A 17,691-nucleotide genomic window follows, 5' to 3' on the forward strand; every position below is an offset into this window, starting at 1 on the left:
ATGCAAGCTGACCCGGCGCCTTCGCGAGCAGGCTCGACCAGACGCCAGTGCCGTGAGTGGCTTATCATTAGCCACCTAACGGCACACCCTTCTCAAGGTCCCCCGGCATGCTGGCAATTTTCCTCGAAACCCTGAACGTCACCGCGCCGGTGTTTGCCATGCTGTTCCTGGGGACGTTGCTCAAGCGTATCTATTGGATCAATGACAATTTCATCCACATCGCCTCGTCGCTGGTGTTCAACGTCACCATGCCGGCGCTGTTGTTCCTCGGGATCCTGCATGCCGACCTGCATGCGGCGTTGCAACCGGACCTGCTGATCTATTTCTCCATCGCGACCCTGGTGAGCTTTGCGATGGCCTGGGGCTGGGCGATCTGGCGTTGCCCGCGGGAAGATCGCGGCATCTACACCCAGGGTGCGTTTCGCGGCAATAACGGCGTGATCGGCCTGGCACTGGCCGCGAGCATGTACGGCGACTATGGGATTTCCCTGGGATCGATTCTCGCGGCGCTGGTGATCCTGTTCTACAACACCTTGTCGACCATCGTCTTGGCGGTCTACAGCCCGGTGATCAAGTCCGACCCATGGAGCATCTGCAAAAGCGTGATCAGCAATCCGCTGATCATCAGCGTGATCGCCGCCGCGCCGTTCGCCTATTGGCAGATAGGCCTGCCAAACTGGTTCGAGACCTCGGCCAGGTACCTGTCGCAAATGACCTTGCCCCTGGCGCTGATCTGCATCGGCGGCACGCTGTCGCTGGCGGCCTTGCGCAAGAGCGGCAAGATGGCCCTGAGTTCGAGCCTGGTGAAGATGGTCGGCTTGCCGCTGGTGACCACGCTAGGCGCATGGCTGTGGGGCTTTCGCGGGGCTGAGCTGGGGATCCTGTTCCTGTACTTCGGCAGCCCTACCGCCGCCGCCAGTTATGTCATGGCCCGGGCAGCCGATGGCAACCATGAACTGGCGGCGGCGATCATCGTCATCACCACCCTGATGGCGGCGATTACCACTAACCTGGGGATCTTTGTGTTGCAGTGGGGTGGGTGGATCTAGGCTCGCGATAGCGAGCCAACGGTTACTCGGCTTTCTGGTAACTATCGATCACTTCCTGCGCCGCCCGAAACGCATCGATCGCCGCCGGCACCCCCGCATACACCGCGCAATGCAGCAACGCCTCGCGAATCTCTTCCACGGTGCAGCCATTGTTCAGCGCGCCGCGCACGTGGCCCTTGAGTTCCTGCGGGCACTTGAGGGCGGTGAGGGCGGCGAGGGTGATCAGGCTGCGAGTCTTCAGCGGCAGCCCCTCGCGGCTCCAGACGCTGCCCCAGGCGTGTTCGTTGACGAAGTCCTGCAACGGCTGGGTGAATTCGGTGGCGTTGCCCAGGGCGCGGTCGACGAACGCGTCGCCCATGACCTGGCGACGCATGTCCAGGCCGGTCTTTGGAGTGTCGGTCATGGCAAATCCCTCTTGTGATGTTGGCGGCGCCAGGCGCGCAGGGAGGTGAACAGCAAGAACGCGAGCAGCGCCGGGAGCACGTAGAACAACATCAGCCGTTCAAGCTGGCCGGCCAATGGCATGCCGGTCGTGAACGACACCACGTGCAGCCCGTAGGCCGTGTACAAGCCCAGCAACAGCAAGCCTTCGGCGCGGGTGACGCGGTAGCCGGAATAGAACACCGGCAGGCACAGCACCGCCACGCCGAGCATCACCGGCAGGTCGAAATCCAGGGCATTGGGCGAGACCGACAGGGGTGTGGGTGCGGCGAGGGCGGTCACGCCGAGCACGCCCAGCAGGTTGAACAGGTTGCTGCCGATCACGTTGCCCACGGCGATATCCCGCTGGCCGCGCAGGGCGGCGATCAGCGATGTGGCGAGCTCCGGCAGCGAGGTGCTGACGGCGACGATGGTCAGGCCGATGATGCGCTCCGACAAGCCCAGGTCCGTGGCCACTTCCACCGCCGCACCCAGCAACAGGTGGCCGGCGAAAATCAGCATTGTCAGGCCCGCCGCAATCATCAGCACACTCTTGAACCAGGGCATGTGGGCCACGTCGCCCCCCACCGGGTGCGGTCGCGCCGAATGCCGTGACTGACGCAGCAACAAGCCCAGGTACACCGCCAGGGCCATCAGCAGCAGGACGCCGTCGAGTCGGGTCAGTTCCTCGTTCCAGGCCAGCACGAACACCAGCAGGCTGGCGCCGATCATCAGCGGGATGTCCAACCGCACCAATTGGCGCGAGACGCGCAGCGGAATGATCAGCGCCGACAGCCCGAGGGTGACGAGGATGTTGAAGATGCTGCTGCCGATCACGCTGCCCACGGCGATGTCGGCGTTCTGCGCCAGGGTCGCCTGCAGGCTGACGGCCATTTGCGGCGCGCTGCTGCCGAACGCGACGACGGTCAGGCCGATGATCAAGGGGCGGACCTGCAAGCGTGCCGCCAGGCCGACGGCGGCGCGCACCAGCAGTTCGGCGCCTGCGATCAGCAACAGCAGGGCACCGAACAGTTCGATCAGGCTGAGCAGCGGTAAAGCGTTGATCAGGGAAATGGCCGGGCTCCGTCTATCAGTCGTCGAGGGCTTGCACGCGCACCCGTGCGGTACCGCTGCGCAACATGCCCAGTTGCTCGGCGGCTTCACGGGACACGTCGATCAAACGGCCACGAGTATACGGGCCACGGTCGTTGATGCGGACCACGACGCTGTCGTTGTTTTTCAAGTTGGTGACTTTCACCCGGGTGCCGAATGGCAGCTGGCGATGGGCGGCGGTCAGGCCATGCTGGTCGAAACGCTCGCCGCTGGCAGTGCGCTTGCCATGGTGCCTTGCGCCGTAATAGGAGGCGACGCCCGTCTGGTCGTAGCCGTGTGGATCGACCGTCCCGCTCTGGCTGGCGCAACCGGCCAGCAGGGACAGCAGGGCGCAGGCGCCGAGGAGACGCTTCATCAAAGGGTTTCCCACGTCGGTGTGGTTGTGAGGATCATTGTGGCGAGGGAGCAAGCTCCCTCGCCACGGGGGATTGAGCCAGATTGGAAGGCTGGCTCCATGGCCATCAGCCTTCGAGCTTGCTTTTAAGCAGTTCGTTGACTTGCTGCGGGTTGGCCTTGCCCTTGGACGCTTTCATGGCCTGGCCGACGAAGAAACCGAACATCTTGCCGCGCTTGGCTTCGTCTGCCGCACGGTACTGTTCGACCTGTTCGGCATTGGCCGCGAGCATTTCATCGAGCACGGCGCTGATCGCACCGGTGTCGGTGACCTGCTTCAAGCCGCGCTTCTCGATGATCTCGTCGGCGCTGCCTTCACCATTGGCCATGGCTTCGAACACCATCTTGGCGATCTTGCCGGAAATGGTGTTGTCCTTGATCCGCAACAACATGCCGCCCAGTTGCTCGGCCGAAACCGGCGACTCATCGATTTCCAGGCCCTGCTTGTTCAACAGGCTGCCCAACTCGACCATCACCCAGTTGGCCGCCAGCTTGGCGTCGCCGCCGATGCTCACGACTTTCTCGAAGTAATCGGCCTGTTCGCGGCTGGTGGCCAGGACGTTGGCGTCATAGCTCGACAGGCCGAACTGCGCCTGGAAGCGCTCGCGTTTCTGTGGCGGCAGTTCCGGCAGGGTGGCGCGCACTTCATCCAGGAACGAATTCTCGATGACCACCGGCAGCAGGTCCGGGTCGGGGAAGTAACGGTAGTCGTTGGCTTCTTCCTTGCTGCGCATCGGACGGGTCTCGTCCTTGTTCGGGTCGTACAGGCGGGTCTGCTGGATGACCTTGCCGCCGTCCTCGATCAGTTCGATCTGGCGCTGGATCTCGCTGTTGATCGCCTTCTCGATGAAGCGGAACGAGTTGACGTTCTTGATCTCGCAGCGGGTGCCGAACTCGACCTGGCCTTTCGGCCGGATCGACACGTTGCAGTCGCAGCGCAGCGAGCCTTCGGCCATGTTGCCGTCGCAGATGCCCAGGTAGCGCACCAATGCATGGATCGCCTTGACGTAGGCCACGGCTTCCTTGGCGCTGCGCATGTCCGGCTCGGAGACGATTTCCAGCAACGGCGTGCCGGCACGGTTCAGGTCGATGCCGGTGGCACCGTTGAACTCTTCATGCAGGCTCTTGCCGGCGTCTTCTTCCAGGTGCGCGCGGGTGATGCCGACGCGCTTGACCGTGCCGTCTTCCAGGGCGATGTCCAGGTGGCCCTTGCCGACGATCGGCAATTCCATCTGGCTGATCTGGTAGCCCTTGGGCAGGTCCGGGTAGAAGTAGTTCTTGCGGGCGAACACGTTGTGCTGGCCGATCTCGGCGTCAATCGCCAGGCCGAACATCACCGCCATGCGCACCGCTTCGGCATTGAGCACCGGCAGCACGCCGGGCATGCCCAGGTCAACGAGGCTGGCCTGGGTGTTGGGCTCGGAACCGAAAGTGGTCGAGCTACCGGAAAAGATTTTCGACCGGGTGGTGAGCTGGGTATGAATCTCCAGCCCGATCACGACTTCCCATTGCATGTGTTTCTCCTCAGAAGCCGGTTGGGGTGCGGGTGTGCCAATCAGTATTCAATTGATACTGGTGGGCAACATTCAACAGGCGGCCTTCCTGGAAATACGGCGCGAGCAGCTGCACGCCCACCGGCAGGCCATCGACGAAACCGGCCGGCATGGACAGGCCCGGCAAGCCGGCGAGGTTGGCGGTGATGGTGTAGACGTCTTCCAGGTACTCGGCGACCGGGTCGCTGTTTTTGGCGCCGAGCTTCCAGGCCGGGTTCGGCGTGGTCGGGCCGAGGATGATGTCGACCTCGTTGAAGGCGGCCATGAAGTCGTTCTTCACCAGGCGGCGGATTTTCTGCGCCTTGAGGTAGTAGGCATCGTAGTAGCCGGCGGACAACGCGTAGGCGCCGACCATGATCCGGCGCTGCACTTCGGCGCCGAAGCCTTCGCCACGGGAGCGCTTGTACAAGTCGACCAGGTTTTGTGGATTCTCGCAGCGATAGCCGAAGCGCACGCCGTCGAAACGCGACAGGTTCGAGGAGGCTTCCGCCGGAGCGATCACGTAGTACGCCGGAATCGCGTGCTGCATGTTCGGCAGGCTGATTTGCTTGATGACCGCGCCGAGCTTCTCCAGCTCCTTGACGCTGTTGTGGACCAGCTCGGCGATGCGTGGGTCGAGGCCGGCGCTGAAGTATTCCTTCGGCACGCCGATGCGCAAGCCTTGCAGCGAGCCGTTGAGGCTGGCGCTGTAGTCCGGCACGGGCTCATCGATGCTGGTGGAGTCGTTCGGGTCGAAGCCGGCCATGCCTTGCAGCAGGATCGCGCAGTCTTCGGCGGTGCGGGCCAGTGGGCCACCCTGGTCGAGGCTGGAGGCGTAGGCGATCATGCCCCAGCGCGAGACACGACCGTAGGTGGGCTTGAGGCCGGTGAGGTTGGTGAACGCCGCCGGTTGGCGAATCGAACCGCCGGTGTCGGTGGCGGTGGCGGCCGGCAACAGGCGCGCGGCCACGGCAGCGGCGGAGCCACCGGACGAGCCGCCCGGTACGTGCTCCAGGTTCCACGGGTTTTTCACCGCGCCGTAGTAGCTCGACTCGTTGGCCGAACCCATGGCGAATTCGTCCATGTTGGTCTTGCCCAGGGTCACGGTGCCAGCGGCGGCCAGCTTGGCGACCACGGTGGCGTCGTACGGGGCCTTGAAGTTGTCGAGCATCCTCGAACCGCAGCTGGTGCGGATGCCTTGGGTGCAGAACAAGTCCTTGTGGGCGATCGGCGCGCCGAGCAGGGCGCCGCTCTCACCGTTGGCGCGACGGGCGTCGGCGGCCTTGGCCTGGCCCAGGGCCAGTTCTTCGGTGAGGCTGATGAAGCTGTTGAGCTGCGGGTCGAGCTGGGCGATGCGCGCCAGCAGGGCCTTGGTCAGCTCTTCGGAGGAAAACTTTTTATCGGCGAGTCCGCGGGCGATCTCGGCCAGTGTCATGTGATGCATGAGAGGCTCTTTCCCTTTAGTCGATGACTTTCGGAACCAGGTACAGGCCGTTTTCGACCGCTGGCGCGATGGACTGGTAGGCCTCGCGGTTATTGGACTCGGTCACGACGTCGGCGCGCAGGCGCTGGCTGGCTTCCAGTGGGTGGGCCAGCGGCTCGATACCGTCGGTATCGACCGCCTGCATCTCGTCGACCAGCCCGAGAATGCTGTTCAGGGCAGAAGTGATGTGTGGAAGATCGGCTTCATTGAGGCCCAGGCAGGCCAGATGAGCGATTTTTTCCACGTCGGAGCGTTCAAGCGCCATGGGATTCTCCAGTGGAAAACAAAACGGACGCAGTCTGTCCGTGTGTTAGATTGTCGGAACACTACCGCATTTCTACGGCCCTACGGCCGCGATCTCGGTGTTTGGTGCACAGAAAAGCGGCCAATTTAACATATTGGCGCCTTGCCCAAAATCCCTGTCGTTGTTAGAGTTTGCCGCACTTTTTTACCCACGCGTTGCCTAGGGTCCCTTTCCCATGTTCAAGAAACTGCGTGGCATGTTTTCCAGCGATCTATCCATCGACCTGGGCACTGCCAACACCCTTATTTACGTGCGCGAGCGCGGTATCGTCCTGAATGAACCCTCGGTCGTGGCCATCCGCACCCACGGTAACCAGAAAAGTGTCGTGGCTGTCGGTACGGAAGCCAAGCGCATGCTGGGCCGTACGCCGGGCAACATTGCAGCCATTCGCCCCATGAAGGACGGCGTGATCGCCGACTTCAGCGTCTGCGAAAAGATGCTGCAGTACTTCATCAACAAGGTCCACGAAAACAGTTTCCTGCAGCCCAGCCCTCGCGTGCTGATCTGCGTGCCCTGCAAGTCCACCCAGGTGGAACGTCGCGCCATCCGTGAATCGGCCCTCGGTGCCGGTGCCCGTGAAGTGTTCCTGATCGAAGAGCCGATGGCCGCTGCCATTGGTGCCGGCCTGCCGGTTGAAGAGGCCCGCGGTTCGATGGTCGTGGATATTGGTGGCGGTACCACTGAAATCGCGCTGATCTCCCTCAACGGTGTGGTCTACGCCGAATCCGTGCGTGTAGGCGGCGACCGTTTCGACGAAGCGATCATCACCTATGTGCGCCGCAACTACGGCAGCCTGATCGGCGAATCCACCGCCGAGCGTATCAAGCAGGAAATCGGCACGGCCTATCCGGGCGGTGAAGTGCGCGAAGTCGACGTCCGCGGTCGCAACCTGGCTGAAGGTGTTCCACGCGCGTTCACCCTCAACTCCAACGAAGTGCTCGAAGCGCTGCAGGAATCGCTGGCGACCATCGTCCAGGCGGTCAAGAGCGCCCTGGAGCAATCGCCGCCGGAGCTGGCGTCGGATATCGCCGAGCGTGGCCTGGTGCTGACCGGTGGCGGGGCGCTGCTGCGTGACCTCGACAAGCTGCTGGCCCAGGAAACCGGCCTGCCGGTGATCGTTGCCGAAGATCCGCTGACGTGCGTTGCCCGCGGTGGTGGCCGTGCGCTGGAAATGATGGACAAGCACACCATGGACCTGCTCTCCAGCGAATAAGCTGGCGGGATCGCCTATGTTGTTCGCTCCCGGGCAGCACTTTGCAGTGCTGCCCGTTGGCGTTTATCTTCTGTCATTCGTATCCAGGCCGGTTTGATGCCGTATGAATAAAGAAAACATTTGCCTGGGAGGAGCGGCCTATTAAACCGCTTTTTGCCAAAGGCCCCTCATTGGGTGTACGCCTGCTGGTGCTGGCCGTGCTGTCGGTTGCGCTGATGGTGGTGGATGCCCGCTTCACACTGCTCAAGCCAGTGCGCAGCCAGATTTCGCTGGTATTGATGGAGTCCTACTGGATCACCGATCTGCCGCAACGGTTGTGGCAGGGTGTGGCCAGCCAGTTTGGCAGCCGGACCGAACTGGTTGCCGAAAACGAAAAGCTCAAGACGGAAAACCTGCTGCTGCAGGGGCGCATGCAGAAGCTGGCGGCGCTCACCGAGCAAAACGTGCGGCTGCGCGAGTTGCTCAATTCCTCCGCGCTGGTCAATGAGAAGGTCGAAGTGGCCGAGCTGATCGGCATGGACCCCAACCCGTTCACTCACCGCATCATCATCAACAAGGGCGAACGCGACGGCGTGGTCCTCGGCCAACCGGTGCTCGACGCCCGGGGCCTGATGGGGCAGGTGGTGGAATTGATGCCGTACACGTCCCGTGTGCTGTTGCTGACCGATACCACCCACAGCATTCCCGTGCAGGTCAACCGCAATGGCCTGCGGGCGATTGCCAGCGGCACCGGCAACCCGGAACGCCTGGAGCTGCGGCACGTGGCCGATACCGCCGACATCAAGGAAGGCGACCTGCTGGTCAGCTCCGGCCTCGGCCAGCGGTTCCCGGCCGGTTATCCGGTGGCGACGGTCAAGGAAGTCATCCATGACTCCGGCCAGCCGTTCGCGATCGTGCGGGCGGTGCCGACGGCTGCTTTGAACCGCAGTCGCTACCTGCTGCTGGTGTTCAGCGACAACCGCACGCCTGAAGAGCGCGCCAACGATGCCGCCGTGGCGCAGGAGGCCCAGGATCGCCAGGGCAGCGATTCATCCGCTCCGGTCACACCGACGCCTGCGCCTGCACCGGCCGCTGTGCCCAAGCCCCAGGCGACAACGCCTGCTGCTGCGGCCCCGGCAACGGTGGCCCCGGTTGCACCCGCCGCGACTCCAGCCCGCCCAGCCGCCCAGCAGCCGGCGGCCCCACCTGCCAGGCCTGCCACCCAACCTGCCAGGCCGGCGACCAAACCGCCGGCCCCGGCGCCTGCCGCTACGCCCGCCACCAGGGGAGCACGAGAAGAATGAGCAGTACTCGATCCGGGAACGGCTGGATGGTTTGGCTGACCTTCGCCATTGGCCTGTTGCTCAGTGTTTCACCGCTGCCGCAGTTCATGGAAATCCTGCGCCCGCTGTGGCTGGCCTTGTTGCTGGCCTTCTGGGCGCTGGCCTTGCCGCACAAGGTCGGCATGGTCACGGCCTGGTGCCTGGGCTTGGCCGAAGATGTGCTCTACGGCACGTTGCTGGGCCAGAACGCGCTTATCCTGACGTTGATTACGTTCCTGGTGCTGTCGTTGCAACAGCGCCTGCGGATGTTCCCGATGTGGCAGCAGAGCCTGGTGATCCTGGTGATCTTTGGCCTGGCACAGCTGGTGCAGCTGTGGCTCAGCGCACTGACCGGCAACCGCCAGCCGACCCTGGCGCTGGTATTGCCGGCCTTGGTCAGCGCCTTGCTCTGGCCGTGGATAAGCTTCGGTTTGCGTGGCTTGCGGCTGCGTTTCAAAATCAACTGATTCGGTCAGGCATTGGCCCGTACCTTGGAAGGGAGATGTCTTGATGAAACCGCTTTACCTCGCCTCAGGTTCGCCGCGCCGGCGTGAATTGCTCACGCAGATTGGCGTGCCGTTTACCGCCGTCAGTGCGGACATCGACGAAACTCCCCTCGATCATGAAACCCCGTCGGCCTATGTCGAACGCCTGGCGCGCGGCAAGGCCGAGGCCGGGCTGCGAGCCCTGGAAGCCGGTGTGGAGGGCTGCGTGCTCGGCGCGGATACCGCTGTCGTGCTGGATGGAAGGATTCTCGGCAAGCCGGTCGACCAGGCCGACGCGTTGTCGATGCTCCTGGGCCTGTCAGGTCGCGACCATGACGTACTGACCGCCGTTGCCGTGCTGGATGGCCGGCGCTGTGAGACCCGGATGGTTCGCAGCCGGGTGCGCTTTCGCCTGATCACGGAGCAGGAAGCGCTCGCCTATTGGGCCAGCGGCGAACCGCGGGACAAGGCAGGCAGCTATGGTATCCAAGGGCTGGGCGCGGTGTTTGTCGCCGGGCTTGAAGGCAGTTATTCGGCCGTGGTCGGGCTGCCGTTGTGCGAAACCGCAGAATTGCTCGGCCATTTCGGCATACCCTGTTGGCAAACCTTGAGCGCGCGCTGAGCGCCGTCTGACTAGATGCGGCCATAATCGTGAATATGCCTGAACGAGACCCTGCCATGAGTGAAGAGATTCTGATCAACATCACGCCGATGGAATCGCGCGTGGCGGTGGTTGAAAACGGTGTGCTGCAAGAGGTTCACGTCGAGCGCACGCAAAAGCGTGGCATCGTCGGCAATATCTACAAAGGCAAGGTAGTGCGGGTGCTGCCGGGCATGCAGGCCGCGTTCGTCGACATCGGCCTGGACCGCGCGGCGTTCATCCACGCCTCGGAAATCTCCATGCGCGAAGGGCCGGCGGTGGAGAGCATCAGTGCGTTGGTCCACGAGGGCCAGAGCCTGGTAGTGCAGGTCACCAAGGACCCCATTGGCTCCAAGGGCGCGCGTTTGACCACCCAGCTGTCGATCCCATCGCGCTACCTGGTGTACATGCCGCGCACCGCCCATGTCGGCATATCCCTGAAGATCGAAGACGAAGCCGAGCGCGAGCGCTTGAAGCAAGTGGTCAGCGACTGCGTGGAAAAAGAGGGCATCAAGGAAGCCGGCGGCTTCATCCTGCGCACCGCCGCCGAAGGCGCCGGGGCCGATGAGATCCTCATGGACATCCGCTACCTGCGCAGGCTCTGGGACCAGATCGCCGCACAGATCAAGACCATCGCCACCCCCAGCGTGATTTACGAAGACCTGGGCCTGGCGTTGCGTACCCTGCGGGACCTGGTCAGCCCCAAGATCGAGAAGATCCGCATCGATTCCCGGGAAACTTTCCAGAAAACCACCCAGTTCGTCGGCGAGCTGATGCCGGAAATCGCCGATCGCCTGGAGCACTACCCTGGCGAGCGGCCGATTTTCGACCTGTACGGCGTTGAAGACGAAATCCAGCGCGCCCTTGAACGCAAGGTGCCGCTCAAGTCGGGCGGTTACCTGGTGGTCGATCCAGCCGAGGCGATGAGTACCATCGACGTTAACACCGGTGCTTTTGTCGGCCATCGCAATCTCGAGGAAACCATCTTCAAGACCAATCTTGAAGCGGCGACCGCCATTGCCCGGCAACTACGCCTGCGCAACCTCGGCGGGATCATCATCATCGATTTCATCGACATGGAAGACGAAGAGCACCAGCGCCAGGTGCTACGGACCCTGGAAAAACAGCTGGAGCGCGATCACGCCAAGACCAACATCATCGGCATCACCGAACTGGGCCTGGTGCAGATGACCCGCAAGCGCACGCGTGAAAGCCTTGAGCAAGTACTGTGCGAGCCATGCAGCAGCTGCCAGGGCCGAGGCAAGCTCAAGACCCCGGAAACCGTGTGTTACGAAATCTTCCGTGAAATCCTCCGGGAGGCGCGCGCCTACCAGGCGACCGGCTATAGAGTGTTGGCGAACCAGAAAGTGGTGGATCGGCTGCTCGATGAAGAGTCGGGCAATGTCGCGGAGCTGGAAGCCTTTATCGGTCGTACGATTCGTTTCCAGGTCGAGACCATGTATTCCCAAGAACAATACGACGTGGTGTTGCTCTGACGTCGCAGGCGCAGTGGCGAGGCCGCGCCGTGAATGCCTTTGCCAAGGGGGGCTGCTGACATGGAGCGTCTGACACGCCTGTTGGCGACACTGACACGCTGGGGGTTGGGCCTGTGCGCGCTGCTGCTGGTGGTGCTGGCCTTGTACGTCAGCCTCGGCCGGGAGTTGGTCCCGTTGGTTGCCGAGTACCGTAGCGAGGTCGAGGCCCGCGCTGGCGAAGCGCTAGGCATGCCGGTGCACGTCGGTAGCCTCGAAGGCAGTTGGAGCGCCCTGGCGCCGATACTCGCCGCGCGCGATGTAGTGGTCGGCGACGGACCCAATACGCTGCACCTGGATCATGTGCGCGCCGTGCCCGCAGTGTGGGATAGCCTGGTGGCGCGACAGGTGCGCATCGCCCATCTGGAAGTCAGCGGCCTGAAAATCAGCCTGAAGGAAGGCACCGACGGCAAATGGGCCCTGGAAGGCCTGCCGGTGCGGGACGACCAGCCGCTCGATCCGCAGCAACTGCTGGATCGGATGCAAATGGTCTCGAAGCTGTCGGTGCTCGACAGCCAGGTCACCTTGCAGCCGCTGGATCATCCGCCCCTGAGCTTGACCTACGTCGGTCTGAGCCTGCGCACCGGTGTTTCCCGCCAGCGCCTGGACGCGCGGCTGACCCTGCCTGATGGCCAGCCCGTGGCGATCAACCTGCGTACCCGCATCCGCGCCAACGATTGGAAAAACGGCGAGGCCGATGCCTACCTGAGCCTGCCGCAAAGCGATTGGTCCCAATGGCTGCCGAAACGCCTGACCCGGCAGTGGAATTTTTCCGAGATCAAGGCCGGTGGCGAGTTCTGGCTCAGTTGGGCCGCAGGCACGGTGCAAAGCGCAGCCATGCGCTTGAACGCGCCGCAGCTGCAAGGCGCGTATGCCGACCGCAAGCCGGTGCAGGTCCACAACCTGGCCCTCAACGGCTATTTCCAGCGAGGCAGCCAAGGATTCGTCGCGACCTTCGACACCCTGGCGATGAGCCTGGGCGAGACCCGCTGGGAATCGCGCCTGCAACTGCAACACAACGACGCCACCGACCAGGCCGAGGAGCGCTGGCACTTGCAGGCCGATCGCCTCGACCTGACGCCGCTGACGCCGTTGCTCAATGCCCTGGCGCCCTTGCCCGAAGGGGTTGCCACCGCAATCGACCGGCTCAAGGTGACCGGTGGCTTGCGTAATGTCTTGCTGGATTACCGGCCACAGAATACCGGCGATCAGAAAATCAGCTTTGCCACGAACCTGGATACGGTGGGTTTCAACGCCTATCGCGGCGCACCGGCCGCGCGCAATGTCTCGGGCAGCCTCAGCGGCGACCTCGGCGGTGGCGAACTGCGCATGGACAGCAAGGATTTTTCCCTGCACCTGGACCCGATCTTCGCCAAGCCCTGGCAATACTTGCAGGCCAACGCCCGGCTGACCTGGAAGCTGGACAAACAAGGGTTCACCCTGGTCGCGCCTTACCTGAAAGTGTTGGGAGAGGAGGGCCGGATTGCCGGCGACTTCCTGATCCGCCTGCATTTCGACCACAGCCAGGAAGACTACATGGACCTGCGGGTCGGCCTGGTGGACGGCGACGGGCGCTACACCGCCAAGTACTTGCCGACCGTCCTCAGCCCGGCGCTGGACGAGTGGCTGCGCACGGCGATTGTCAAAGGCGCCGTGGATGAGGGTTTTTTCCAGTACCAAGGTTCGCTGAACAAAGGCGCCGAGGACGCGGCCCGCAGCATCAGCCTGTTTTTCAAGGTGCATGACGCCGAGCTGGCGTTCCAGCCCGGCTGGCCTTCGGTCAGCAAGGTCAGCGGCGATGTATTTGTCGAAGACAGCGGTGTACGCATCTTCGCCAGCCAGGGGCAATTGCTGAATACCCAGGTGAAGGATGTTTCGGTGAACATTCCCCATGTGCCAACCGGACAGAGCTCCCATCTGCTGCTGGACGGTGGGTTTGCCGGCGGCCTGGGCGACGGATTAAAGATTCTCCAGACCGCGCCCATTGGCACGGCAGAGACATTCGCCGGCTGGGAAGGCGAGGGCGATCTGCAAGGCAGCGTGAAGCTCGATATTGCGCTGGAGAAGGGCGAACAACCGAAAATCCTCGTGGACTTCGCCACGGACAAGGCGCGACTCAAGCTCAGCGAACCGGCCTTGGAATTGACGCAGCTCAAGGGCGACTTCCGCTTCGACAGCAGCAAGGGCCTGAGCGGCAAGAACATCGCCGCCCGGGCATTCGACCGCCCCGTGACCGCACAGATTTTCGCCGAGGGCCGCGCTGGTGCGCTCAACACGCGTGTCACGGCGTCCGGACGGGTCGAGGTGAAAAAACTCACCGACTGGCTGAGCGTGACCCAGCCGCTGCCTGTCTCCGGCGTGGTTCCGTACCAGTTGCAAGTGATCCTCGACGGTGCCGACAGCCAACTGTCGATCAATTCCAATCTCAAAGGCGTCGTGGTGGATTTGCCGGCCCCCTTCGGCATGGCTGCGGATGTTGGGCGCGATACCGTGTTTCGCATGACATTGCAGGGGCCGGAGCGGCGTTACTGGGGCAATTACGGCGACCTGGCGAGCTTCACGTATGCCGCGCCGAGCGGTAAAACGGCCGACGGCCGTGGCGAATTGCTGCTGGGCGGGGGCGAGGCAGTACTGCCTGGAGGCAAGGGGCTGCGCTTGCGCGGCACCTTGTCGGAACTGGACGTGAGCCCCTGGCAGGACCTGGTGGCCAAATATGCCGGCCAGGATCCGGGGGGCAGTGCCCGGCAAGTGCTCAGCAGCGCCGACCTGAAAGTGGGCAAGCTCACGGCCATGGGCACGACGCTGGACCAGGCATCGGTGCAACTGGACCGCAAGCCGGACGCCTGGGCCATGCGGCTCGACAGCCAGCAGGCCAAGGGCACCGTCAACCTGCCGGACGCCAAAGCCGCCCCGATCGGTATCAAGCTGGACTACGTGCGTTTGCCAGCGGTCGACCCGACCGTCCAGGCCGATGAAAACGCCCCGGATCCGCTGGCTTCGGTTGATCCAAGCAAGATACCGGCGATGGATATCGCCATCGACCAGTTGTTCCAAGGGCCGGATCTGATCGGAGCCTGGTCGTTGAAGGTGCGCCCGACCGGCAAGGGCATCGCGTTGAACGACCTGGACATGGGCCTCAAGGGCATGGTCCTCAATGGCAACGGCGCCTGGGAAGGCGCGCCGGGCTCGACCAGCAGCTGGTACAAAGGCCGTATCAAGGGCAAGAACCTGGCTGATGTCCTGAAGGGCTGGGGATTCGCCCCCAGCGTGACCAGCCAGGAGTTTCGCCTGGACGTCGATGGCCGCTGGCCGGGTTCACCCGCCTGGGTGGCCACCAAGCGCTTCTCTGGAAGCCTCGATGCATCGCTGAACAAGGGGCAGTTCGTCGAGGTCGAAGGCAGCGCGCAGGCATTGCGGGTATTTGGCCTGCTGAACTTCAATTCCATTGGCCGACGCCTGCGCCTGGATTTCTCCGACCTGTTCGGCAAAGGGCTGAGCTACGATCGGGTCAAGGGTTTGCTGGTGGCGAGCAGTGGCGTCTATGTGACACGCGAGCCCATCACCTTGACCGGGCCTTCGAGCAATCTGGAGCTCAACGGCACGCTGGATATGGTCACTGACCGGGTCGACGCCAAGCTGCTGGTGACGTTGCCGGTAACCAATAACCTGCCCATCGCCGCGCTGATCGTTGGCGCCCCGGCGGTGGGTGGGGCATTGTTCTTGATCGACAAACTGATCGGTGACCGCGTCGCGCGTTTTGCCAGCGTAAGATACGACGTCAAGGGGCCGTGGAAAGAGCCGAAAATCACTTTCGACAAACCGTTCTGACGAGTTGGCACTGATCCCCTGGGGGAGCGATACGAGAAGGGAGGGAGCGCATGCCAGTCGCCGTGATTCAAATGGTCAGCCAGAGCGATGTCCTCGCCAACCTGGCCCGTGCCCGTGTACTGCTGGAGCAGGCGGCGGCGGGCGGTGCGAGGCTGGCGGTGCTGCCGGAAAACTTCGCCGCAATGGGGCGGCGGGACGTCGCCGACATGGGGCGCGCCGAAGCCTTTGGTCAGGGACCGATCCTGCCTTGGTTGAAACAGGTCGCCCGCGACCTCAAGTTATGGATTGTCGCCGGCACGCTGCCGTTGCCGCCGGTGGACGAGCCCGAAGCCAGGGTTCATGCCTGTTCGTTGCTGGTGGACGACCAGGGCCAGATCGTCGCGCGTTATGACAAGCTGCACCTGTTTGACGTGGACGTGGCGGACAATCGGGGGCGCTACCGTGAATCCGATGACTATGCTTATGGACGCAACGTGGTGGTCGCCGATACCCCCGTGGGCCGGGTGGGGTTGACGGTCTGTTACGACCTGCGTTTCCCGGAGCTCTACAGTGAGCTGCGGGCAGCCGGGGCCGAACTGATTACCGCGCCTTCCGCATTTACAGCGGTGACCGGCGCCGCCCATTGGGACGTGTTGATTCGCGCCCGGGCCATCGAGACCCAGTGCTATATGCTGGCGGCTGCCCAGGGTGGGACGCATCCGGGGCCAAGGGAAACCTTCGGCCATGCCGCGATTGTCGACCCGTGGGGCCGCGTGCTGGCGCAACAGGATCAAGGCGAGGCCGTGCTGCTGGCCGAGCTCGACAGCAGCGAACAGGCGTCCATAAGGGCGCGCATGCCGGTGGCGAGTCATCGGCGCTTTTTCTCGCAGGGCGCTCGACAGCGACCTGCCCAAGACGACGAATTCAAGGCGTAAAACATATGAGCGGGTTGTTGTCCTCAGTCAGTGAACACCTTCTAGCCCCCGGTGGCGTGACCCTCGAAAGCCTGCAAGGCGTGCTGGGCGACCTGGCCGGCCCAGGCATCGATGCCGCCGACCTGTATTTCCAGGGCCAGATTTCCGAGTCATGGTCGCTGGAAGACGGCATCGTCAAGGAAGGCAGTTTCAACCTCGACCAAGGCGTGGGCGTGCGTGCCCAATCCGGGGAAAAAACCGGTTTTGCCTACAGCAATGCCATCACCCTCGAAGCCCTTGGTACGGCGGCCCGTGCCGCTCGATCGATCTCCAGGGCCGGGCAGAACGGCACGGTCCAGGCCTTCAGCAGCAGGGATGTGGCGCAACTCTATGCCCCGGATAATCCGCTGGAAGTCATGAGCCGTGCCGAGAAAGTCGAATTGCTCAAGCGCATCGACGTCGCCACCCGCGCCCTCGACCCGCGTATCCAGCAGGTGTCGGTCAGCATGGCCGGGGTCTGGGAGCGGATCCTGGTGGCCTCTACCGATGGCGGCCTGGCGGCGGACGTACGGCCTCTGGTGCGCTTCAATGTCAGCGTGATCGTCGAGCAGAATGGCCGTCGCGAGCGCGGTGGCCATGGCGGTGGCGGGCGCACCGACTACCGTTATTTCCTCAGTGAAGACCGTGCCATGGGCTACGCCCGCGAAGCGCTGCGCCAGGCGCTGGTCAACCTCGAAGCGATCCCGGCCCCGGCCGGTACCTTGCCAGTGGTGCTCGGGTCCGGCTGGTCCGGGGTGTTGCTGCACGAAGCGGTGGGCCACGGCCTGGAAGGCGATTTCAACCGCAAGGGCAGCTCGGCCTACAGTGGGCGCATGGGCGAAATGGTCGCCTCGAAACTCTGCACCATCGTCGACGACGGCACGCTGGCTGGACGTCGCGGGTCCCTGAGCGTCGACGATGAAGGCACCCCGACCGAGTGCACCACTTTGATCGAAAACGGCGTGCTCAAGGGCTACATGCAGGACAAGCTCAACGCCCGGCTCATGGGCGTGGCCCGAACCGGCAACGGTCGCCGCGAATCCTACGCACACCTGCCGATGCCGCGCATGACCAATACCTACATGTTGGGCGGCCAGAGCGATCCGGCGGAAATCATCGCCTCGGTGAAGAAAGGCATCTATTGCGCCAACCTCGGCGGTGGCCAGGTGGACATCACCAGCGGCAAGTTCGTGTTTTCCACCAGCGAGGCCTACCTGATCGAAGACGGCAAGATCACCGCGCCGGTCAAAGGCGCGACCCTTATCGGCAACGGGCCGGAGGCAATGAGCAAGGTGTCGATGGTCGGTAACGATCTGGCGCTGGACAGCGGCGTGGGGACGTGTGGCAAGGACGGACAATCGGTGCCGGTGGGCGTCGGCCAGCCGACCCTGAAGATCGATGCGATTACCGTGGGTGGCACGGGCGCATGATGGAGCATTGGGTGGAGTGCATGGCCTCCACCCAAG

15 protein-coding genes are annotated in these 17,691 nt (G+C 63.4%); 9 read left to right on the forward strand and 6 right to left on the reverse strand.

Annotation, left to right across the window (positions count from 1 at the left end; genetic code table 11):
• The first annotated feature begins 107 nt into the window (after window positions 1-107).
• The gene (locus tag VQ575_RS04190) at window positions 108-1,049 is read left to right on the forward strand and encodes an AEC family transporter (protein WP_039592257.1); all 942 of its coding nucleotides are present in this window, start codon (window positions 108-110) and stop codon (window positions 1,047-1,049) included.
• Window positions 1,050-1,071: 22 nt separating this feature from the next.
• Here the strand turns inward: VQ575_RS04190 and VQ575_RS04195 are convergent, their stop codons facing one another.
• The 6 genes from VQ575_RS04195 to gatC form a co-directional block, all read right to left on the reverse strand.
• Window positions 1,072-1,452: a carboxymuconolactone decarboxylase family protein gene (locus VQ575_RS04195; RefSeq protein WP_039592256.1), complete on the reverse strand. Its 381-nt coding sequence runs from the start codon at window positions 1,450-1,452 to the stop codon at window positions 1,072-1,074.
• Window positions 1,449-2,510: a calcium/sodium antiporter gene (locus tag VQ575_RS04200; protein ID WP_039592393.1), complete on the reverse strand. Its 1,062-nt coding sequence runs from the start codon at window positions 2,508-2,510 to the stop codon at window positions 1,449-1,451. Before VQ575_RS04200 ends, VQ575_RS04195 begins: the two co-directional genes overlap by 4 nt.
• 49 nt (window positions 2,511-2,559) lie before the next feature.
• Complete coding sequence (locus VQ575_RS04205; RefSeq protein WP_039592255.1) at window positions 2,560-2,937, reverse strand: septal ring lytic transglycosylase RlpA family protein; 378 nt, start codon at window positions 2,935-2,937, stop codon at window positions 2,560-2,562.
• 106 nt (window positions 2,938-3,043) lie between these two features.
• The gene (gene gatB / locus VQ575_RS04210) at window positions 3,044-4,489 is read right to left on the reverse strand and encodes an Asp-tRNA(Asn)/Glu-tRNA(Gln) amidotransferase subunit GatB (protein ID WP_039592254.1); all 1,446 of its coding nucleotides are present in this window, start codon (window positions 4,487-4,489) and stop codon (window positions 3,044-3,046) included.
• A gap of 10 nt (window positions 4,490-4,499) precedes the next feature.
• A complete protein-coding gene (gatA, locus tag VQ575_RS04215) occupies window positions 4,500-5,951 on the reverse strand; it encodes an Asp-tRNA(Asn)/Glu-tRNA(Gln) amidotransferase subunit GatA (protein WP_039592253.1) in 1,452 nt (483 codons plus the stop codon).
• Between the two features lie 16 nt (window positions 5,952-5,967).
• On the reverse strand, window positions 5,968-6,255 hold the full coding sequence (gene gatC, locus VQ575_RS04220) for an Asp-tRNA(Asn)/Glu-tRNA(Gln) amidotransferase subunit GatC (protein WP_039592252.1): 288 nt from the start codon (window positions 6,253-6,255) through the stop codon (window positions 5,968-5,970).
• A gap of 214 nt (window positions 6,256-6,469) precedes the next feature.
• Between gatC and mreB the strand changes: the two genes are divergently transcribed.
• The 8 genes from mreB to tldD all read left to right on the forward strand — a co-directional run bounded on the left by mreB (window position 6,470) and on the right by tldD (window position 17,655).
• Window positions 6,470-7,507: a rod shape-determining protein MreB gene (gene mreB / locus VQ575_RS04225; protein WP_002555108.1), complete on the forward strand. Its 1,038-nt coding sequence runs from the start codon at window positions 6,470-6,472 to the stop codon at window positions 7,505-7,507.
• Window positions 7,508-7,647: 140 nt separating this feature from the next.
• A complete protein-coding gene (gene mreC, locus VQ575_RS04230; protein ID WP_082112109.1) occupies window positions 7,648-8,790 on the forward strand; it encodes a rod shape-determining protein MreC in 1,143 nt (380 codons plus the stop codon).
• Complete coding sequence (mreD, locus tag VQ575_RS04235) at window positions 8,787-9,275, forward strand: rod shape-determining protein MreD (RefSeq protein WP_030139842.1); 489 nt, start codon at window positions 8,787-8,789, stop codon at window positions 9,273-9,275. Before mreC ends, mreD begins: the two co-directional genes overlap by 4 nt.
• 43 nt (window positions 9,276-9,318) lie before the next feature.
• On the forward strand, window positions 9,319-9,915 hold the full coding sequence (locus tag VQ575_RS04240) for a Maf family protein (RefSeq protein ID WP_039592250.1): 597 nt from the start codon (window positions 9,319-9,321) through the stop codon (window positions 9,913-9,915).
• Window positions 9,916-9,971: 56 nt separating this feature from the next.
• The gene (gene rng / locus VQ575_RS04245; protein WP_039592249.1) at window positions 9,972-11,429 is read left to right on the forward strand and encodes a ribonuclease G; all 1,458 of its coding nucleotides are present in this window, start codon (window positions 9,972-9,974) and stop codon (window positions 11,427-11,429) included.
• A gap of 60 nt (window positions 11,430-11,489) precedes the next feature.
• Window positions 11,490-15,293 carry a YhdP family protein gene (locus VQ575_RS04250; RefSeq protein WP_039592248.1) on the forward strand — a complete coding sequence of 1,268 codons (3,804 nt, stop codon included), beginning with the start codon at window positions 11,490-11,492 and terminating at the stop codon, window positions 15,291-15,293.
• 50 nt (window positions 15,294-15,343) lie between these two features.
• On the forward strand, window positions 15,344-16,207 hold the full coding sequence (locus VQ575_RS04255) for a carbon-nitrogen hydrolase family protein (protein ID WP_039592247.1): 864 nt from the start codon (window positions 15,344-15,346) through the stop codon (window positions 16,205-16,207).
• Window positions 16,208-16,212: 5 nt separating this feature from the next.
• The gene (tldD, locus tag VQ575_RS04260) at window positions 16,213-17,655 is read left to right on the forward strand and encodes a metalloprotease TldD (RefSeq protein ID WP_039592246.1); all 1,443 of its coding nucleotides are present in this window, start codon (window positions 16,213-16,215) and stop codon (window positions 17,653-17,655) included.
• The last annotated feature ends 36 nt before the right edge of the window (window positions 17,656-17,691 follow it).

This window comes from Pseudomonas frederiksbergensis (genome assembly GCF_035751725.1).
Lineage (GTDB): Bacteria > Pseudomonadota > Gammaproteobacteria > Pseudomonadales > Pseudomonadaceae > Aquipseudomonas > Aquipseudomonas frederiksbergensis_A.